This is a genomic window from Enterococcus sp. AZ128 (genome assembly GCF_051714485.1).
Taxonomy (GTDB): Bacteria; Bacillota; Bacilli; order Lactobacillales; family Enterococcaceae; genus Enterococcus_A.
On the sequence record NZ_JBIORZ010000001.1, the window covers coordinates 1,335,912 to 1,355,949 of the forward strand.

The 20,038-nt window shown below is 36.3% G+C and carries 18 protein-coding genes; 6 read left to right on the forward strand and 12 right to left on the reverse strand.

Going from position 1 to position 20,038, the window contains the following annotated elements; genetic code table 11:
* Positions 1–84: 84 nt before the first annotated feature.
* On the reverse strand, positions 85–2,628 hold the full coding sequence (locus IGI38_RS06550) for a family 78 glycoside hydrolase catalytic domain (RefSeq protein ID WP_438728063.1): 2,544 nt from the start codon (positions 2,626–2,628) through the stop codon (positions 85–87).
* 81 nt (positions 2,629–2,709) lie between these two features.
* Complete coding sequence (locus IGI38_RS06555; RefSeq protein ID WP_438728065.1) at positions 2,710–4,011, reverse strand: PTS sugar transporter subunit IIC; 1,302 nt, start codon at positions 4,009–4,011, stop codon at positions 2,710–2,712.
* A gap of 300 nt (positions 4,012–4,311) precedes the next feature.
* Between IGI38_RS06555 and IGI38_RS06560 the strand changes: the two genes are divergently transcribed.
* A complete protein-coding gene (locus tag IGI38_RS06560; RefSeq protein ID WP_438728067.1) occupies positions 4,312–5,343 on the forward strand; it encodes an AraC family transcriptional regulator in 1,032 nt (343 codons plus the stop codon).
* Between the two features lie 218 nt (positions 5,344–5,561).
* Here the strand turns inward: IGI38_RS06560 and IGI38_RS06565 are convergent, their stop codons facing one another.
* The 3 genes from IGI38_RS06565 to IGI38_RS06575 all read right to left on the reverse strand — a co-directional run bounded on the left by IGI38_RS06565 (position 5,562) and on the right by IGI38_RS06575 (position 7,534).
* Positions 5,562–6,218 (reverse strand): hypothetical protein, encoded by a 657-nt coding sequence (locus IGI38_RS06565; RefSeq protein WP_438728069.1) that lies wholly within the window; start codon positions 6,216–6,218, stop codon positions 5,562–5,564.
* A 42-nt stretch (positions 6,219–6,260) separates the two neighbouring features.
* Positions 6,261–6,644, reverse strand: a complete 384-nt coding sequence (locus tag IGI38_RS06570) for a hypothetical protein (RefSeq protein WP_438728071.1) — start codon at positions 6,642–6,644, stop codon at positions 6,261–6,263.
* A 662-nt stretch (positions 6,645–7,306) separates the two neighbouring features.
* Entirely contained in the window at positions 7,307–7,534 is a 228-nt protein-coding gene (locus IGI38_RS06575) for a PspC domain-containing protein (protein ID WP_438728073.1), read from the reverse strand.
* Positions 7,535–7,916: 382 nt separating this feature from the next.
* Here IGI38_RS06575 and IGI38_RS06580 point away from each other — a divergent pair, with 382 nt between their 5' ends.
* Positions 7,917–9,056, forward strand: coding sequence for a helix-turn-helix domain-containing protein (locus IGI38_RS06580; protein WP_438728075.1), 1,140 nt, complete (start codon positions 7,917–7,919; stop codon positions 9,054–9,056).
* 37 nt (positions 9,057–9,093) lie between these two features.
* The gene (locus tag IGI38_RS06585) at positions 9,094–9,336 is read left to right on the forward strand and encodes a YgiT-type zinc finger protein (RefSeq protein WP_438728077.1); all 243 of its coding nucleotides are present in this window, start codon (positions 9,094–9,096) and stop codon (positions 9,334–9,336) included.
* Between the two features lie 429 nt (positions 9,337–9,765).
* Here IGI38_RS06585 and IGI38_RS06590 read toward each other — a convergent pair whose 3' ends face one another.
* The 4 genes from IGI38_RS06590 to IGI38_RS06605 form a co-directional block, all read right to left on the reverse strand.
* Entirely contained in the window at positions 9,766–10,170 is a 405-nt protein-coding gene (locus IGI38_RS06590; RefSeq protein ID WP_438728079.1) for an ArsC/Spx/MgsR family protein, read from the reverse strand.
* A gap of 76 nt (positions 10,171–10,246) precedes the next feature.
* Positions 10,247–11,410 carry a multidrug efflux MFS transporter gene (locus IGI38_RS06595; RefSeq protein WP_438728082.1) on the reverse strand — a complete coding sequence of 388 codons (1,164 nt, stop codon included), beginning with the start codon at positions 11,408–11,410 and terminating at the stop codon, positions 10,247–10,249.
* 141 nt (positions 11,411–11,551) lie between these two features.
* Positions 11,552–12,949: an SLC13 family permease gene (locus IGI38_RS06600; RefSeq protein WP_438728084.1), complete on the reverse strand. Its 1,398-nt coding sequence runs from the start codon at positions 12,947–12,949 to the stop codon at positions 11,552–11,554.
* Entirely contained in the window at positions 12,946–13,932 is a 987-nt protein-coding gene (locus tag IGI38_RS06605; protein WP_438728087.1) for a hydroxyacid dehydrogenase, read from the reverse strand. The genes IGI38_RS06600 and IGI38_RS06605 overlap by 4 nt, the downstream gene beginning before the upstream one ends.
* A 645-nt stretch (positions 13,933–14,577) precedes the next feature.
* Between IGI38_RS06605 and IGI38_RS06610 the strand changes: the two genes are divergently transcribed.
* From IGI38_RS06610 to IGI38_RS06620, 3 genes are all read left to right on the forward strand, one after another.
* Positions 14,578–16,437, forward strand: a complete 1,860-nt coding sequence (locus IGI38_RS06610) for an FUSC family protein (protein ID WP_438728089.1) — start codon at positions 14,578–14,580, stop codon at positions 16,435–16,437.
* Positions 16,438–16,477: 40 nt separating this feature from the next.
* Entirely contained in the window at positions 16,478–17,275 is a 798-nt protein-coding gene (locus IGI38_RS06615; protein WP_438728091.1) for a class I SAM-dependent methyltransferase, read from the forward strand.
* A 115-nt stretch (positions 17,276–17,390) separates the two neighbouring features.
* Entirely contained in the window at positions 17,391–17,900 is a 510-nt protein-coding gene (locus IGI38_RS06620; protein ID WP_438728093.1) for an AAA family ATPase, read from the forward strand.
* A gap of 209 nt (positions 17,901–18,109) precedes the next feature.
* On the opposite strand, the gene IGI38_RS06625 is transcribed toward IGI38_RS06620, so the two are convergent.
* From IGI38_RS06625 to IGI38_RS06635, 3 genes are read right to left on the reverse strand one after another with little or no spacing between them, the layout of a single operon-like run.
* Positions 18,110–19,129, reverse strand: a complete 1,020-nt coding sequence (locus IGI38_RS06625) for a DUF916 and DUF3324 domain-containing protein (protein WP_438728095.1) — start codon at positions 19,127–19,129, stop codon at positions 18,110–18,112.
* 36 nt (positions 19,130–19,165) lie between these two features.
* Positions 19,166–19,720 (reverse strand): WxL domain-containing protein, encoded by a 555-nt coding sequence (locus IGI38_RS06630; RefSeq protein ID WP_438728098.1) that lies wholly within the window; start codon positions 19,718–19,720, stop codon positions 19,166–19,168.
* Positions 19,713–20,030 carry an LPXTG cell wall anchor domain-containing protein gene (locus IGI38_RS06635; protein ID WP_438728100.1) on the reverse strand — a complete coding sequence of 106 codons (318 nt, stop codon included), beginning with the start codon at positions 20,028–20,030 and terminating at the stop codon, positions 19,713–19,715. The genes IGI38_RS06630 and IGI38_RS06635 overlap by 8 nt, the downstream gene beginning before the upstream one ends.
* Between the last annotated feature and the right edge of the window lie 8 nt (positions 20,031–20,038).

The window sequence follows — 20,038 nt, forward strand, 5'->3', positions numbered from 1 at the left end:
GCTATCCAAAATTGTTTAATAACAATCCATTCGTTTCTATAAAAACGCTAAACACTCTTCTATAGTGTTTAGCGTTTTATGAATCTAGCCTTCTTTTACTCTTAAGATAATTTTCTGCTGCTCCCCTAAATCTTGATAATCTTTTTCTATGTGCCATTCATTAGAAGACGTTCGCAACTCATAAGGAATAGTTTTTGGGAGGATAATTTCTCCTGTTACTACTGCTTGTTTTTGCGTCCATTTTAGCGTGATCTTTTCATAAGGCGTTTTGATGCTGCCAGCTATTTCTTCTACGAAAAAATCGGTTTGCGGAGTAATGACAACTTTGTTGAAATAACCTTCAGGAAAGGCGATTCCCAAAAATTGCTTGACCATCCATGCCGAATAAGAAGAAAACATCGCGTGATTTAATGAACCGTTGTAGGTGGCCTCTCTATCTGCTAGTGGAAAATGTTCTCTCAATGTTCCAGTTTCTGCAATCATTGCTTGATAGCTAGGTGACTCTACTCTGGTCAGCCAGTTAAATAGAACATCTTTACAGTCGAAGTGATGGAGAAGTTCGTATATCCATGACATGCCGAATATCCCGACAGAAACAATATCATCGTTTGCTTGTATTTTTTTGACCAACTGATTGATCATTTCTTTCTGATGCTCTTTCTCGATTAGATTGGCCTTGAATGCAAAAACATAGCTTGATTGTGTTCCTTCGCCAAAATAGCCTTCTGGTCGATAATAATCCGCGATAATCTTTTGATTGACTTCATTAATTTTTTTCGAAAGCTCAGCAGCTGCTTCAAAGTCAGATGTTTTTTCCATTACCGACAAATATTCCTGAAGTATGAGGCTGTAACTGCAAGCTGAACAAAATTCTTGATCCGGTGACGTAATCACTGCTCCATTACTTTTCTCATCAATAGAACCCCAATCGCCTAAACCGCATGTTTTTATATACTCAAAATCGTAGCTTAGTAAATAACGGATATGTCGCTTAAAACAACTGCTGTATCGGTGAACAAAGGATGTTTCATCGTAAAATTCTAGCAATTGATTGGCAATTGTCGGCAAGACCAGCTGCCAATCAATCGCTCCAGCTTTATTGCTGGGGCTATTTGTCATGATCCCGACAAAAGGTGCTGTCGCGGGAATACCACCGTCTATCGTTTGGTCATTGATGAAATCTATCATCACTTTCTTTAGTAACTGTCTCCCATCTATTGAATACATATGAGACGCTATCAACGCGACAATGTCCCCTCCATAGCCAAACCGTTCGCGAGTACAATCCTCAAAATAGGAGTGAATATTGTTTAATCTAGTCTGCAGCCCAGCCTGCCATAAATCGTTAAGTATGGGTAGCGATGTATTCATTTCGGCGATCACATCAACATTTGTATGGACTCTGTAAGCAGAGAATTCTTCGATTACCTCTTCAAATTTTACGGATTCATTAAAAATAATCTCAACATATCTAAATGAATGGTAGGTATATTGATTGGAATAATGAAAACCCGTATCCTGTGTTTTCTCAACTGTGTCGCTTTGAATAATCCGCTGATTAGGAACAATTCCCAACTCCGGATCGGTAATACCGTAAACACCGCTGATCGTACTAGAAAAATCTAAGGTCTCTTCATCTGCTAGTCTTTCTGAGTAGTTCAAGATAAGATTACCGATAAACCTCTTGGAAATAGTGAACGCAATTTGTCCCGAGATAATTTCGCCAAAGTCGATGATTGCTCTGTTTCCTAAATGAGTGATTTTTTTTGGCAAACAATCCTTTATTCTTTGTATCTTTGGAATACTTCCTGGTGTCAGAACGCCCGTAGGTCCAGGGATTTTTATGGTGTTGTATTTCTTCTTTTTACAGACCTTATCCGTAACTTTTTCGCCAACAAAAATATTATTCATCCGAATGTTTCCTTCAGAACTTTCCCAAGAATTATCGGTTAAAAGCTGCCAGCATGTTCCTTCAGAATTTTCAAAATCAATACTCGCGATCAAACAAGGCTTGCCAATCGAAAGCTGCTTTCTTACATTGTATTTCCCTAAAATAGCAATCGGCGCTGGATTGTACCAGCCATTTCCTAATTCAACAGAAATACGATTCTCTCCTGCGCTTAGATAATTGGAAATTTCATAGGTATCATAATAGACTACCTTATCATAGTTCGAAACGTCGTTATTTAAATAGTCCTTTCCAACACGTTCACCATTGATAAACAAGGTGTAATAGCCTAGTCCACAAAGATCGATCCAAGCATTTTTTATTTGCGAATCCAGCTGAACAGTCTTCGATAGAATAATCGTCGGGGTGTCTCTAAAATAAGTAGCCTCTTTTGCAATCGGGTTATCCAACCGCGTAATCCAATCCGCCTTTTGAATCCCGTTCCCCAGTGTCGTAAAGCGGCTTAATAGCCTGATTTGTTCATTATTCATTGAATGCAGGCTCAGCTGAACAAAGAAGGTTTGACGATTTTCAGCTAATTGACGCAAATCAAGCGCTGTTTTTTTATCAGTCGTCTGTTTTTCTTCCTTGAACAGCTCTTTTCCGCAATCATCAGTTATTCGTATCGAATAGCTTTCTTGTGCAAAACTCGTTGACCGCCAACTGATCGTTAACGGCATTTCTAATGAAACCGCAACAGGCTCGACTACTCCGTTTATCAGTATACTGATACATACCTCCCCCTTTCTTGTCCTTTCGTATTAGCCCAAATCAGCCATTTTTTCTGATTCATAAATCTGTTTATCTGCGGCTTTTACAAATGGCAGCCACAATAGCGTTACTAAAACTAACAAGACAATCTGCAAAATCGAGCCTCTGATACTTCCTGTAACAAAATACCCGCTAAATATGATTGGCGTCGTCCAAGGCAGTTGTGCTAAACCTGTCGGAATCGGAACCAAGCCAGTGGCAAAGGCAACATAGGATACGATAGTCGTAATCGTATTCCCTAATAAGAAAGGAATGATGTAGCTGAAATTCAGCATCAGCGGGATACCAAACAGCGTTGGTTCACCAATATTGAAGAGATAGGGTACAAACGCAATTTTCCCTACTTCTCTATATTGTCTGCTTTTGGCTACGATTAAAATGGCGATAATCGCACCTACAAGACCAATCGAAGCAAAATGATTTCTAAAGCTCATGCTGATAATATTTTCAGGAATCTCACTAGCAAGTGTCGCCACTTTATTCTGATCTTCTAAAACCTGATGGATAGGATCCATAACCGCCGCAATAATCGATGCACCGTGTAAACCAAAGAACCATAGAAACTGTTCAAAAAGTTTAACAACAACCATTCCCCCTACAGACCCGCCTAGCAATGTCAATGGAACGCCTAAAACAGTATTGATTAAACTTAAGGCATCATTTTTCAAGCCGAGTTCTAAAATCAAACGAATAATAAAGAATACCAACACAACAATAAAAGATGGGATGACTGATTCAAATGGTCCAGCTACTGCTGGCGGAACAGAGGCAGGCATTTTGATCTTAATGTCTTTATCTGCGATCAATTTGTACAGCTTCACACTAATGATGCAGACCACAATTGATAAGAACATTGCCTGTGCGCCAACTTTAGAAATATCCAGCATCGGGCCACTTTCAGTTTCAGTCAGCGGCGTCAATATCAGAAAAGAAACCAATGCTGTTAAAATATTTTGTGTACTATTAACATTCAATTTCTCTGCTAAAGATTTCGCTAATGAAATCACTACAATAAGTCCGCCAATAGCAAGTGTTGCATTGTTTACATATAATAATTTACTTTGCCATACATTAGCATCCGCAACTCCAAGCATCTTCGTAATAAAATTAGTTACTGCATCAATTGGAAAATAAGCAATGATCAGAAAAATCGATGCAACAAAGGTAAAGGGCATGTAGGCCAGCATGGCATCTCTAATGGCCTGAATATAGAGATTTCCGTTTACTTTAGCCGAGAATGGGCCTAATTTTTCTTGTATTCTGTCTCCTAGAGGCATTTTTTCACTATTCATCTTGTCACGTCTCCTTAATAATTTTGTAGTGACTATAAATGATGTCCGGATCATCTTTTATGATATCGCTATCATAATTATCATATATAAATATTCTGTTTGAGTTAATATCTGATTTTGACTAGAACATTGACGGAATTTTACTTTTCTGATTTCTGTTAAACCTGTATATTTAACAAACACTCTGTCACGATAGGCCTAGCTAGTCCCTGTTCAGAATTCAGTTGACACTGTTATCCTCTTCAGACTACCATAGTATTTAGAGGAATTGTTATTGACTATTTTTACAGGAGGTAATGTATGGATAAAAGTGAGATTCGTAAACGACTTGTTGCTTACACTGATACCGAAACAGAACTATTGAATCCTTCAAAGAAGACTACGTCAATGAACTATGATGAGTTTTCTTCTTTTACCACAGATGATAACCAAAAAGTCTATCAATATACCTTCGACAAGCATTTAGAAAGTGCCTTGAGGAAAGGTTTAGCTTATACTAATTTTCTGGAAAGCAGCCAGGTAATTATTTTAAAACATGCTAGGCATTCCTATACCCCTTTACACATGCATGATTTTATCGAAATGAGTTATGTATACTCAGGAAATGTAGAAATGATCATCAATAACGAAAAAGTGCAGCTGAGTCAAGGGGCCTTTTGCCTGCTGGATACAGATGTGATCCATCGAATCATGGAAACTTCGGAGAATGATATTTTGATTAATCTGCTGATGAAAAAGGACTATTTCTCTTCACGCATGCTTAGCCGCCTTGCCTCCAATAGTATGATCTCTCAATTTGCAGTCGACGCACTCTCTGAAACTCAAAAGCATGACCAATTTATTGTTTTCGAAGCGTTAAACAATGAATTTCTATTGGACGCGATTGAAGGACTATTGTCTCACTATTTTGAGCCCAGCAGCGATTCTCATGAAATCATCGATGCCTACATGATTATCATTTTTTCAGAATTACTACGATCCTTTCAAAAAAAGAAAGCGCAAGAATCAAAAAACTCGAACGAATTCTATATTGGTGATATTTTAGATTATATGGAGAAGAACTATATGACATGCACGCTGAAGGAAGTCGCTCAGGTTTATGGCTATAATCCTAGCTATCTCAGTCGTCTGATCCATAAGCATGTAGGAAAATCCTTCATTTCTATTATTCAGGATATCAAACTCAATCATGCCGGTTTACTATTAAAAAATTCATCGCTGCCAGTAGAGCAGATCATTCAACAAGTCGGCTATAAAAATATGAGTTTCTTCTATAAAATATTCCATGAGAAATTTGCTCTTTCTCCAAACGAGTACCGACATTCTAATTAGTAGAGCAGACAAAAGAAATTGGCGCTATCTTTCACTTAAGATAGCGCCAATTTCTTTATTCTTAATAACGTTTCTATTTATCACTAATTAGCTGTTCCTTTCAGTTGCACAACAAATAAGCCTCTAATTTATCCTTTTTAAATGCATTGATGATAGCTGGAGAAGATCACTCATCCGCGGAAATAAGTGCCTACTCCATCACCTTTTATGATTCTGTTTTATCGCCTACGCCTTCGTTTCGTCAATCGATCGAATAAGCGCCAGCCTTTTCTGGTATCCCTTGGTGGTGAAGAATTACTTCGCTCCTCTATCTCTTGATTTCTCTTATCTGTTCCTTTGAGCTGCACAAATAGCTCGATTCTGGCAGGTATCACCTCTTCGTCGAGTTTAATATCTTTTAAAACTCCTCCTTTCGGCATCACAGATGCCACTAAAGAGAGTGCCTGATCTTGAGTTAGATCACTTAGGTTAATGCCTAAAGGGAGTTCAATCACTTGTTTTAATACATCGGGCTGAATTCGTTCTTCTTCAAGAATCGCAACTTGAAGCTCTTCTGTTGTATTCATCAAAGATTCTTCTTGCTCTGTTATCGGCAAGCAGACCTCTGCCTCATTTGACTCTTCAAATTCAGTTGTTTCCTGAAACGTTTCTTCCGTTGCGTTATCAAAAAGAATCGTTTCCACTTCTTCAATAAAACTGGCGGTGACTACTTTATCAAATAAACGAGCACCCTTATTTTTAAAAAGGCTGATCGTGGTTAATTTTTCTAATGATGCTCTGATTTGTTCTGGTGCAAGCTCGGTGTTCGCATCCTCTATATGCAAAATATGTTTTCTTCCCCAGCTATTTTTAAATGTCGCGGCCATTTCTGCCATTGCTCTTCCCTACCTTTCTGCTTAGATTTTTACTTATGATGTTCAAGAGCCCACTAGTCCTCGTAAAGGCTCTGTGATAAATTGGCTAATCAATTTTTCGATTTTCTCTTTAATAAACGTTTTAGCCGCGAACAAACGCAGGCTGATTAACTTCCATTCTTTCGAAGAAAAATAATTTTTAAAATAAATATAATAGCGGCGTAACGTGCGCGACGTTTTGTTCTCAAAAAGAATCTTCCGTACAAGACCTTTCATGAAGAAGGAAAAATCCTCCTGTCCTAGTTCATCTCTGACTTGAAGCGCTACCAAAAACTGGATCGTTGATTTTCCATCACGAGTATCCTTGTAATAGGTATTCATTCTTTTTTCGATGGTCTTTCTCTTAAGCGTGAATAGCTGTTGACCTGTAAATAGTGGTTTTGACACTGTCGTATCCTCCTTTTTCATCTTTTTTAATTTTCTTTTTACACCTTTTTCTGTGATCACGCCTTGACTATAAGCCTAAAAGTCTGAGGAGTCAAACCGCTTTTCAGGCCGAAATCGTTTTTCACAAGTGAGCAAGTCTTGTATACCTTATGCTGCCAGAACCATGAAATAAGATTTTTTTTATTTTTTAATATTAAATAAATAAAAACAGCAAAAAACAGAGGTAGTTTTTCAGCCGCTTCTAAACCCAATTATGACAATTTAAAATTCTCTCAAAAAAAAGAAGCCCCCACTTATTCAAAAAGTAAAAGCGAGTGAAAATTTCTTTAATATGTTTGAAAACCATATATGCAATTTTGATGATATCGCTCTCGCGTTTAAACTATTTCCTTTGTCATTAATTGCTATCATCGGACACTTTTCATACTAATTTAAAAAGTCCGTTTCTCGTTGTTTATTTACTAGATTAGCTTTCTTGTAAAAGTTGAAACGAAAAAGACGATTCACTTCAAAAAAAGGACTCGAAATCACTTTTGTGGTTTTGAGTCCTTTTTTAATTAAAGATATACATGTCGTTCGTTTTTCTGTTTATATTATCAACTTGAGATTAAACAATCTTGCTATATTAGTATTCTTCCTAATATACTTTTACTTAGTTCTCACTAAGCACCACAATCTGAATAATTGGATTGATAGCCGCTAGTCTCTGTTGATGGAATAAGTAGTGACATAACGATATACAGTATGATCGGTGCGCCAATGAAAGTAAGACTGGCAAAGACATACAAGATACGTGCTACGGTTGGGTCAATCCCGAAATACTCTGCGATACCAGCTAAAGTCCCTGTAAATACTCGATTATTTTGTGATTTCGTCAACATTTTTTTCATTTTTAATTTCTCCCTTTTCCTAATTCTGATTTTTTCCACTCGCGATGTGTTTTTATCTTATGACTATATTATGCTAGATGTTTAAACTTTCGTCATAGGTCAAAGGGAGTATTTTCCACCTAGTCATTTAGTATGATTTTTTCTAAGCGCTATCCTATTTTAGAGATCAACGCTACTATTTTAATTTTCGTTGATCATTACAAACGATAAATTGATTGTTGCTCATTCTTAATACTTCTCATCTTACGAAAACCACATCATTGATTAACAGATCATCAAGTTTCTTAGTGGTTGATTTATCAGCAAGAAGTTAACTACAAATCCATTGAATACGTTATTGCATATTCAGTATAATTAGTTCAGAACAAAAAAACAGTAAAGGATGGTTGTTACGAAAGAGATACGAATAGCAGAAAACATTGCACGCAAACGAAAAGAAAAAGGGATTACCCAAGAAGAATTAGCAAGCTTTATAGGCGTTTCAAAAGCATCTGTCTCAAAATGGGAAACAGGCAACAGCTTTCCCGATGTAAATTTTCTGCCACAGCTTGCAGCTTATTTCAATATCAGTCTAGATGAACTGATGGCCTATGAACCGCAGATGTCTGATGCAGATATCCGTACACTCTATACAAAGTTAATCAGTGAGTTTGCTGAAAAACCACTGAATGAGGTAGTTGAGCATTGCCATGTCATCGTCAAAAAATACTACGCATGTGCGCCGCTGCTTTATCAAATTGCTGTTCTTTTACTCAACAACGCCCCTTCAGCAGAAGATGAGCTTCAGAAAAGTACTATAATGGCCGAGGCTAAGGTGCTGCTTGTACGGGTAAGAGAGCTTTCCGAAAATATTGAATTGAGCAGGCTCGCACTCCAAAGCGAGGCCATGTACGAAATGATGTGTGATAACCCACAAAACATCGTCGCATTGTTGGAAAACGAATGCAGGCTCGATCCGCAACCATCTATCGGAACACTGTTATCACACGCCCACCAAATGCTTGGTCATCATTTGGAAGCGAATATCATCTCGCAGGGCAGTGTCTTTGATGCCGTTATCTCTCTTTTTTATGAGATTACATCGTACCTTTCCATCTGTTCCGATGACGTCGAGAAATTTGAAGCAACCTACCAACGCATACTGGTTTTAGAGGAGAATTTTAAAGTAAAGTCACTTTTTCCTTTAGCGGTTCTGTCCTTCTACATGACGGCTGCACAGGGTTACCTGAACTTTGAAGATACCGAAAAGACCCTTTCGATGTTAGAAAGCTATACCCTGCTTGTATCAGACCCGATCTTTTCACTCGGTATAAAAGACGATCATTTCTTTTCACTGATCAAAGAAGCCAGAAAAAAGCAGATGTCAGGAGGCCTTATTATGCCAGTGCTCCCTCGTGATGAACAGGCCATGAAGCGAGAAATTGTTCATGCGGTGACAGAAAATCCAGTGTTCTTTGTACTATCTGACTTGTCTCGCTACAAGAGAATAGTCGACAAACTAAACGCATTGCTGCAAAACTGATACAAACAAAAAAAGAGGAAAAAATTAGGAGGTTCTTATGATGTTCTGTGTTAACTGTAAAGAAGAGATGAAGGATTCAAAGACAAACATGCAGGTCCCCGGGAAAGAAAGTACAATAGAAGTGGTGAATGTTCCCAGTTCGATTTGTCCCAAATGCGACGCTCAGGTAGTTGACGGTATTACCACTGCCTTAGTGCATAAGAGCGCAAAAAAAGTTAAAAAAGCTACACTAGATTTCGACAAAATGAGTGGTATCGGGCTTATGGCTGGGAAAATATAGTAGGAATGAGTAGAGGAATAAAATAAAGAATAAAAAAGTAGGCTGTACCACTAGAAAAATAGTGATACAGCCTACTAATTTTAGCACAACAAGTAAATAGTTACTCCTAACCCAGCTTATGGAAATTAATAAGATAGTTTTACTTCATTGGAAACTCCGGTTATCTCCGCCAGAATGAATCTTGTCACATGCATTGGAAATCTCACTTTTGAAACTCGTTACAATGACGGTTATCCTACTGTATAAAGAAAGTTTTGTGTGCTTGAATTCAGCCTGAGATAGTCTAAGTTTAGTTAAAGCAAGTGTACATATAAACAACATACTAGCTATAGAAACATTGCATTTTCATCAATTGAAGCATAAGACCAAACTTTTTATACTTCATTTCCTTTTTAAATTCACCGTCATTTACAGAAAACAATTAAAGTTTTATCTAAAAGAGGAATAGTCTATATTTTTTCTCCGCCACTCTTGCCTTTTGTTTTTCGGAACAAAACATCTGATAAGGTTCTCATTGTATCCTACAACTAATCTTCTTCCATCAGCTATAATTGGATCTTTCAATAACCAAGGGTTTATGATAATCAAATCTATAATCTCGGATAATTTAGATTCATTAAACTCATTTTTGACCTGTCTGTTATTAAGATATTTAGATTTAAAAATATCCTTTAGTCCATTATCAGTTTGTGCTAATAGCCATCTTAACTCATTTTCTGTAATTGGGTGACGACGATTTATTTTTCTTTCTTTAAAAGGAATTTTTTCATTTTCAAACCATCTTATCGTCTGTTGACAGGAATGATTGTTTCCTTCAGTATAAACAATAATCACTAGTTCATTCCCCCTTTTAGATATAAAAGCTAATTCTCACGCTTAAATAATACCCTCTCTTTGATTGTTTTTTTCATTAATCAATGGTCCTTTTTCCTATATAGCTTTTGAAATTTTTGAATGACCAAAGAATATTGACAATAACAAACGAGCTTGTTCCAATTATTGCTGCTCGATAACTTATATAACCAGCAATTGTTGACCCTATTAGTGGTCCTGTGACCATTCCCAGATTTGAACACATCTGCGCATAAGAAAAAATTCTACTAATTCCTTCCTTAGGAGTAATTTTTGAAAGTAACGAATTAACTGAAGGCATTAAAGCTCCAGTCCCAAACCCAAGTAGAAAGCGTAAAATACCAAGTTGCAATGGACTTTGAACGAACGCCATAGGCAAATAAATCGCATATGTGAAAGTTAATCCTAATAAAATTAGGTGATGAGAACCAACCTTATCCCCTAGACGTCCCAGAAAACTAGAGGACAACATTGCCGAAAGGCCCACGGCTGATACAATCAAGCCTGAAACAAACATCAAATTTTTCGTATTTGAGGCCAAACTTTTAACATACAAAGTGACAAATGGTTCTATAGATTGAGAAGTAATTTGAATGATAAAAGTCGTCACAAACAATCCAAATAGAATTTGCTTATTGCTAACTTTATCTATAATTTCTTTACTAGATAGCATTTCGCCCTTTGGTATTGGGACAAAATTTTCATGAACAAAAAAGATAGTAAGTAGAGTAGCTAAAGCTAATAGAGTTCCAACAATCAAAAAAACATTGGTGATGCCTAATAATTCAGCTAAAAAGCCACCAATTGATGGACCAATAAGTGTTCCGGTTACCGTTGCTGTTGCTAAAGTTCCAAGTGCATACCCTGATTTTTCTTTTGGAGCTTGCGAGGCAATCATTGCTGTCGAATTTGGAATATAGCCAGAAAAAAATCCCATTAATAATCGTAGCCCCAATAGCCACCAAACATTTGGAACAAACGCCAAACCTCCCATTGTTACCGTCATTACCGTACTCGCTCTTACCATCATTACTTTTCTACCATGTTCGTCTGCCAATCGCCCCCATATTGGTGCGATTAGTCCAGATGCTAATGCAGGTAAGGAAAATGCAAGCCCTGAAAATAATTCGACGCGGCTCCCGTGTATCCCTAATTCTTTTATATATAATGGTAGAAACGGCATGATTAGAGAAAACGAAGAGCCTACTAAAAAACAACCCATCCAAGTAATTAACAAATTCCTTTTCCAATTAATTGTTACCGTCCTTTTCACCTTCTCTATCTATTAACTTCATTTTTAATTATTTATCCTGAATGATGAAACTACTTTCCATTTAATGGTTTTATATTAAAATTTATTCCCCTACATTAACCCTAGAAATTTCCAAAAAGGAATACTGACCAATAAACCAAGAAGGTTCAAAACCATATAGCCAATTGAAGAAATCATTGCTTGTTTATTATTTGCCATACTGTTATCTACAGCTGCACTAGTCGTTAAGTATGGCGGATTCATGTAGGGTAAAAACCAAACATTAATACTCGTTGCAATGATAAAAACTAAAATTAAGGGGCTGTAGTTTAAAGAATTAAAGAAAGGAATTAGGATCAGTAAAAAAATCGTTCCCGCAGTAATCAATGAAACCAAGAAAACTTTTGCTAAATATATTACTAGCGCCAAAAATATCACTGTAATTACAGGATTTGATAAAACAGGGGTAATAATATTTCCTAAAATGATCCTTAACCAATTACTTATTCCTACTAATCCCAAAACCGTTCCCAAACTCATTGCACATCCAATAAAGATTGCCGGATCCCAAGCAATTTTTTGTCTAAATTCAGTAGGGCTCATAACCCTTAATCCTAGCAGTATCCCTAAACTGATGATTGCAGTAATGGAAGAAGAAATATTCAGTGTACGCTCGAGTATCCAGAAAACAAGTGTAATCCCAATTACGACAGCCGTTATTATTTCATCTCTGGTCCACGGTCCTAGTTCTTCTAATTGATTTTCAACAATATATCTCGGAATATTCTTCTCTTTTTTTGGTTTGAACCAAAAATTTATAAAGAAATAACCACCGATCATTACAACTAGCCCCCATGGAATTGCAAGTAAGAACCATTCTACCCAAGAAAGGCGCGCTTGGACTGCTTCTGGCAGTATCCCTTTAATTGCATAATTAGTTGATGTCGCACTCAAAAATATTGGGGCAGCTACTAAAAAGCCCCACACTGTTGATAAGAAAATGCCGGCACAAGGATTGCTTTTTGATTCGTATCCTAACGAGTCACTAATACTTTTAGCTAGAGGTGATGCCATCGCACCTTTGGCATTTGTACTTGGAATAGCAGGTGAAATTATTGCACCAGACAAAAATAGTGCTAATGTTTGTCCTTTAAAATTAACGGGAAATATTTTCATTACATTAAGTGCTAGTCTTTTCATTAATCCTGTCTTAGTAGCCACTGCTCCAATCCCTAATCCACCGACAACGATCCACCATGCTGAAGTAGCGAAAACTCCGAAGGCTTCTTCAAATTTTACGACATGCAGCAAAGGCCAAGAGGAAATCATGATTAAACCAGTTGCAAAATTAGGAATGACTTTGAAAATCCAAAAGATATTGGCTGCTATGACAGTTCCCAGAACAATCATAGCATTTCTATCTAATCCGCTTGAGGTCGGAAGAATAAAAGCGATTATTCCTCCGACCAAAAGACCAATTATTCCAATAATAAAATTCCTATTTCTCATTTATTAAACCTCTTAGCTTCTTCTTGATTAATTGGAAATTTTGGCATCTCTCCATTAAAATAATCAATAATGCTTTCTGCTGCACCATAACCTAAAGCTTCAGTTGCTTCAAATGTTGTTCCAGCAATATGACAAGTCAATATAATATTTTTCGCAGTTAGTAAAGGATTATCATTTTGGGGAGGTTCTGGATAAAAAACATCCAATGCTGCTCCTGCGATAACACCCTGATTAAGAGCATCTGCCAAATCACCCTCATTGATGATCCCCCCACGTCCAGCATTAATGATAAATGAGGATGGTTTCATTGTCCTCAGTTCTTTTTTTGTGATCAAATCCTTTGTTTCAGGAGTAAGCGGCATATTGATGGAGATAAAATCAGCGGTCTTGAAACTATCTTCTAAATCAGTAACTAATGGAATATTAGCTTCCTTGACGTATGGATCATAAGCCACGACTTCAACTCCTAAACCTTCAGCTAGATCGGCCAAAATACGCCCTATTCTACCAAAACCAAGAATAACAAGTTTCTTCCCACGAATCTCATGACCATTTAAATCATATTTGTTGGCTAAACCTGGTAATGAGACTCCGTTGACGGATAAACTTCCAGCCTTGAATAATTTATCGGATTTATATAGTCTTTTACTCAATGCTAACATCGACGTTAGAACATATTCAGCCACAGAGTATGCATTCGCTCCGTTGACTCTCGTTACAAGTATTCCTTGTTCAGTTGCCGCTTGAATATCTATATTGTCCACTCCAGTTCCATGCCGGGATATAATTTTAAGATTTTTACCACTCTCAATAATAGATTTCGTTAAAGGTGTTGCACGTATTACAACAGCGTCTGCATCTTTAATTTCTGCCTTCATAATCTCTTCGTTCGTTGAAGGTGAAATCTTAACCTCGAAGCCAGCGTTTACTAAAAGATCAATTGCTTTTCTGCTTATTTTTTCACTGATTAATACTTTTGCCATATCTATCGCTCCTCGTATACTTTAAATTAGTACAAAAATAAAAGGAAGCCCATTAAACACACTTGCCTACCATGCTATAACCTTGCTTGATTCAAAATAATGGATATTCTTAAGTGTTTTAACCATGCTTTCTTTTAATAAATATTTGTACAAATAGCCAAACTTTTTATCTTTCAAGCTAAAGAATAATTCTCTGTGCAATTTATCAAAGATAAAAGGATGATTACGAGTAGACAAATAACGGGGGTAAATTGGCTCGCTTCTTTTTCATGACATGTTCATCTTCTTTCATTAAATATTAGAACTCAGTAGTATAAAACATAGTTGCCCTAACTATTAGATTAGCAAGTATGCATACTACAATCTAGTCACAATAAGTGTATACAGCTGTACGTTAATCGTGGTTAACCAAACAATTATCAGTGTGGTACGATAATAATATCTATTGAAACCACGTCATTTTATTGAATGAGTTCTCGAGGAAACTGAAAAATGTAGGAATAAAATTTAGAAAAAGTGAACTAACTTTAGTGGCTCTATATAGGCTATGTTTAGATTTTATAAACTCACTTTAACTTCGATTTTTTAGTTAAGATACATACTTACTCTCTTCCAAAATGACAAACTTACAAATTGAGGTGTCTCATGAAAGAATTTGCTAGAAATTTTGGTCAGGTTTTTGCTCAATCTTCTTGGTTTTATACGCGGCCTATTCTTGCTTTTGACGATCGACGAAGTTGGACAGCTATTGTTCTTGGAATAGTACTAGCTAACATCACAGGAATTCTCTTAAATAATGTAGGAGAGCTTGCTTTCACTTTAGTAAATGTTGGTAGTTTTTTGGGAACTGTACTATGCGCCCTTCCCAGACATAGCCATCCAGTAATTAATTCGATTAAGGGGATTGCGATCATCGCTATAGGTAGTTCTCTAGGTATACTTTTCCAACATAATTCACTTTTTATCATCGTATTGTTTTGCTTAGGATTATATATTTCCGGGCTTTCGCGAAACTTTAGTATAGGTATGTATATTAGATGGCTTTTTGGTGCCATTGCTGTTCTGGCTGGTGGTCAGCTACGAGGAGAATATCCTTTAGATAAAGTTTTAGAAAGTTTATGCGCTGTAGTAATCGGTATGAGTATCGTCTCTATCATGTTTTCTATATTTTCTAAACATCCTAATTCTTCTATTGAACTAGTCACAGATTTATATGAGCAACTATATCTACTTTCAGAGGATCAGGATTCACAGTTTGTACATACTAGAATCCAAGTACGCGAATATATTGAAGTCATGCCCAAATTTAATAATTTCAGAAATCCATGGATATATGAACTAGTCAGACAAGCAGATCAAATTGCTGGTTCATTACGGTGGCAAAGTTCCAAGGAAAACAGTCTTGCTTTAAGAGGTATAATTTCCAATCTAAAGGGTTGTCCACCAGACCAATCGATTAAGTTAACAGAAATAAACCCAGAGATTAAAAAGGCTATTCTCATTTTGCAGAAACGAACTGGGTATAAAAAATTTTCAATCAGCGCACTTTTTCCTGCGGAAGAAGGATTCGATGAATTGAAAGATATCATTCTTTCGTATAAAGGAAGCTCATCTCGCTTCGCATTAAGATTAGTTTTAACAGGATTTGTTTGCCACATATGTTCAATGATGATTAACCATATCTACCCTTTACCCTTAGCAGGTCACGAATTTTGGGTTGCTTTAGCTGGTTGCCTTATGGTCATGCCTGGTTCACATGGAACCATGGGGAAAATAGCTTCAAGAACACTCGGAACAATTACAGGTGCTATAACGGGCACTTTTTTAAGTTTCTATTTTTCAAATTTGAGCACCCTTAACCCCGAATGGCACTTTATAATCGCTTGTCTGCTTATCATTAACTATGAAACCGTACGAAAAATGAGCCAAGCATTTCTCATGTTTAGTGTTACTTCATGGCTTACATTTGTGCTTGGGGGGGGAACTGCAGGTTTTACAAGATTGATTGACGTAATAATCGGTGCTATTATTGCATTTGTTATATTTTTAATTTTTCCAACTTGGCATGATCAAGTCTTACAGAAGAATATCAGTACCTGGTGTAAAACTATTAGTACTATGTTGATTGATTTGACTCATGAAAAAAAGAACTCTCATAAGGATTTCCAATTACTACTTGCATACAGAATTCAAGCAAGAGTTGACAAATCTATTCAAGAGATTATTTTGGAGAAAGCTATATATGGTTCAAAAATAAGAACAGATAGATTGTTGCAATCTCAAAAACTTATGGAAGATGTCATTTTGCAGCTCATCCAAATTCAAAGATATTTAAACACGGAACAGTACAATATATCTTCGCTCTCCAGAGAATTGACAGATTATAATAATAGAATTGTTGCTTTGTCTAATAGCTTGATCGTTAGCAATAGTATTCCTAACTTAGAGAGAAGATACTTTCCTTTTCTTGATCTCACAATGAGAAAACTTTGTGAGACACTTTGAAAAAACTAGAACGTATTTCATATAGTAGGTTGGTGTTCTTATGAATCAAAAAAAGAAATTAAATTGGACTTTTGATACCACGCCTTTGGTCTATGATAAGATACGCCCAGGATATGTGAATGACTTATATTCTACTATCTTCGAATATAATCCAGTGAACAAATCAAGCAAAGTTATCGAAATAGGTATAGGTAGCGGACAAGCTACTTTACCTTTTTTGCGAACGGGTTGCACTCTCACTGCTGTGGAATATGGAACAAATTTCTCTAAATTATTGAGAACTAAATTCAAAGATTATTCCACTTTTTCAGTTATTACAAATAAATTTGAAAATGTCGAGTTTGAAAATAATACTTTTGATTTAGCATATTCTGCGACTGCCTTTCATTGGATTCAAGAAGAAATTGGTTATCCTAAGGTTTACTCTTTACTAAAGAGTGGCGGTACTTTTGCACAATTTGCGAATCATCCACGCATAGATAAGGACGATTCTATTCTCACTAAAGAAATTGATGAACTCTATTCTGAGTACTATTACAGATATCATAAAATAAAAGAAGAATCCCTAAGAACAATAAGTAACTCTGAAGCTCAGAAAAAGGCGCTCATTGCAGAAAAATATGGCTTTACCGATGTACACTACAAATTATTCAATAGAACTCGAAACTTTTCTGCTAAAGAATATCTCACACTACTCAGCACCTATTCAGATCACATTGCTATTGAAAAAAAATTTAGGGCTGAATTTTTTTCTAAAATTGAAAATGCAATTAACCGTTGTGGTGGTAAAATAACAGTTCACGACATTATAGATTTGCAACTTGCACGAAAGCCATAACAGATACTCTCTTTAGCTTAAAACTAGTATTTGCAAGTGATAGAATGCTTTAATATGGAGGCTTCTTAATCTTTTTCTACTAATAAGGCGGCTGAAGGTTTACTTGGAGGAAATTATGATGGGGAAAAAACTTATATTAATTGGAGGACCTATGGGTTCTGGAAAAACTACGGTCTCGAAAATACTCAATAACACTGTACATCATTCTGCTTTTTTAGATGGTGATTGGTGCTGGGAAATCAATCCTTTTATAGTAAATGAAGAAAACAAACGAATGGTCTTTTCTAATATTCACTTTCTACTTAATTCGTTTATCAGCAATACAACCACTAATACAATAATTTTTTGCTGGGTAATGGATGAGCAAGAAATTATCCAAAGAATCCTTACCGGTCTTGACCTTTTGAATGTTGAAGTTACTTCTTTCTCTTTACTACCCTCTCCGGAAAAACTGACCAGCAATATAGAAAAAGATATTTTACTAGGAATTAGAAATATTGAAGACATAAACCGATCTATTTCACGCTTACCAAAGTACCAAGGTGTAGCATCTATTCATATAGATACCACCTTTTTAACCGCAACAGAGACAGCAGATAAGATACTAGATATGACCACAGCATAATTTGTGAGTGATATCCCTTACCAAAGCAGCGTTATATATCGCTTAAATTTTTATTAACCTTCCTTCCATAACAAACAAATTCCGTGAAGGCTAAGTTCTTTTCCAAAGTATAATTAAAAAACGCTGAATAGATGCTTATTATATAAGCATCTATTCAGCATTTTTGGATTATTCTAAAAGCCTTATTTTCTCAAGTACTACTTATTCATTTAGTTCTTTCCCCTTCGCTTTCCAAATCTGTAAAAGATGATACACAATACAATAATCGGGAAAACAATTAGGAGGTACTTCCACCATGCAAACTTATGACTTGCTTCATCTACAGAACGAGCATTGTATTTGTCTGCTTCCTTTTTCTTAATTGTAAAGTCCTTAGAAAAAGTCCAATTATCTTCGCTATTCTTCAACTTAATTGTATAGGTGGATTTACCCGGTTTAAAATGATCCTTGAGAAAAATAGGGAGTTCAAATTTTGTGTTTGGGGCTATACTAAGATTCTTTTTAGCCTCATGAATCAGTTCCTTATTACCTCCTTTTTTGTTGATCGAAAAGTCTCCTTCAAGTTTAGACAGAAGTTTTGGTTGTGGGTTCCTAATTGACATAGAAACAATATTATGACGATTAATCTGGCCAAGTCTAACCGAACCACCTTCTAACTTGGTTTGAACACTTGTATCTTTTTCACCCACTCGAATGGCTATTGTATGCATATAAACGTTCTGAATACCACCTTTATTTTGAGTTGTTGTTATAGGACGAATAGTGATTCCACCTAATAGAATCCCGTCAAATGGTTGATCAGGCATAGCAATGTGAAAATCAATCGTTTGAGATTGTCTGCCGGCAACATCAACTTCACTAGTACTTGGCGTGACTAAATCATTGAGCATCAAATTCATAGATGAATCCTTTTCGAAAGATTCTTTTGTATAGTCAACAATCCCATTACTATTCGTCATTGCTGTATTAACATTAATCTTATATTGCTGAGGCTTTTGTGACCCATTAGTAATAGTTAGTTTAAACGTATCTTCCTGTTTCGGTTGCAGCGTCATATCATAAAAATTACTGGTCTCTTTTTTTTGAGTAATACCAAAAGCCGGCGCAACAGTATAACCATTCTCAGGTTCATTTTGCGCTGAATCACTTGTTGATGCTGCACAAGCTTTGCTGTTACTTTCCAAACATATTAAAATAATGAACAAAGTAATTTTTAATATCCGCTTCAACAATATACGCCTCATTTCCCAATCAATTATAATAGGCTACACAGGAGCCCCATCAACAGCATTCCAAACAATCGTTCCAGAATACGTATTGGCCGGAATGATTTTAGGAACTTCTAAGGTAGCATTAAGATTTGCAGTAGTAACTGTTTCGGCTAAATCAATATCATCTTTACCCAACGCAATAATATTTGCAGCATCCGTAGTTAGGTCTTCCTCCGTAAATGTTCCTTTCTCAGTTGAACCATCAGGTCTCTTAGTTCCTATATGAAGAGTCATTCCGTCTAAGCCGGTCTTACCTGAACCGGTATCTTCTAAATTTGCAGTTAAGTACCAACCTGTATCAGTCGTTCCTCGATTATCATTAACAACAATCTGTGAACTACTTTGATCTGATTGTGTATGGTCCGCGCCATCTTTTGTTACTGTACCGAAATCGATTTTTGCCAACGGTGTAATTGTGATACCTCCACTTTGAACAGTGACATCCGCCTTCGTTTCAGTATTTGCATCTGCGTGAGCAATCGGTTGGGCAACTATAAATAATCCTGCAGCAATTGTTAACGTTGTTAATCCTAACATTTTCTTATTCATTATTCTTCCTCTTTCTTTTCAATAATATGATCATTAAGGCACAGGCAATAATTGTTAATCCTAGAAATACAGTTGACGACTCGACTTCATTCGTTTGTGGAAGGAGGCTAGGATGCCCTCGTGAATTAGGACTAATATCATTAATATCAATCACCTCATTTGGGTGAGGAACGACCGCTTGATTTTCTTTAACTGTAACAACAACTGCTGTTTCAGAATCGCCTCCCAAAGAAGTTTCTGAAGCCTGAGTAGGCGTTACAAATCCTAAAACACATATTACAATAAGCATTTCATAAACAAAATATTTCATAGCCAGAC

Coding starts and splice junctions, on each gene's coding strand:
- IGI38_RS06600 (WP_438728084.1), bottom strand. CDS start 12,949: ATGAGAAATAGGAATTTTATTATTGGAATAATTGGTCTTTTGGTCGGA.
- IGI38_RS06565 (WP_438728069.1), bottom strand. CDS start 6,218: ATGGCAGAAATGGCCGCGACATTTAAAAATAGCTGGGGAAGAAAACAT.
- IGI38_RS06575 (WP_438728073.1), bottom strand. CDS start 7,534: ATGAAAAAAATGTTGACGAAATCACAAAATAATCGAGTATTTACAGGG.
- IGI38_RS06580 (WP_438728075.1), top strand. CDS start 7,917: ATGGTTGTTACGAAAGAGATACGAATAGCAGAAAACATTGCACGCAAA.
- IGI38_RS06630 (WP_438728098.1), bottom strand. CDS start 19,720: ATGAATAAGAAAATGTTAGGATTAACAACGTTAACAATTGCTGCAGGA.
- IGI38_RS06550 (WP_438728063.1), bottom strand. CDS start 2,628: ATGCCGTTAACGATCAGTTGGCGGTCAACGAGTTTTGCACAAGAAAGC.
- IGI38_RS06585 (WP_438728077.1), top strand. CDS start 9,094: ATGATGTTCTGTGTTAACTGTAAAGAAGAGATGAAGGATTCAAAGACA.
- IGI38_RS06620 (WP_438728093.1), top strand. CDS start 17,391: ATGATGGGGAAAAAACTTATATTAATTGGAGGACCTATGGGTTCTGGA.
- IGI38_RS06560 (WP_438728067.1), top strand. CDS start 4,312: ATGGATAAAAGTGAGATTCGTAAACGACTTGTTGCTTACACTGATACC.
- IGI38_RS06610 (WP_438728089.1), top strand. CDS start 14,578: ATGAAAGAATTTGCTAGAAATTTTGGTCAGGTTTTTGCTCAATCTTCT.
- IGI38_RS06615 (WP_438728091.1), top strand. CDS start 16,478: ATGAATCAAAAAAAGAAATTAAATTGGACTTTTGATACCACGCCTTTG.
- IGI38_RS06605 (WP_438728087.1), bottom strand. CDS start 13,932: ATGGCAAAAGTATTAATCAGTGAAAAAATAAGCAGAAAAGCAATTGAT.
- IGI38_RS06555 (WP_438728065.1), bottom strand. CDS start 4,011: ATGAATAGTGAAAAAATGCCTCTAGGAGACAGAATACAAGAAAAATTA.
- IGI38_RS06635 (WP_438728100.1), bottom strand. CDS start 20,030: ATGAAATATTTTGTTTATGAAATGCTTATTGTAATATGTGTTTTAGGA.
- IGI38_RS06595 (WP_438728082.1), bottom strand. CDS start 11,410: ATGGGTTGTTTTTTAGTAGGCTCTTCGTTTTCTCTAATCATGCCGTTT.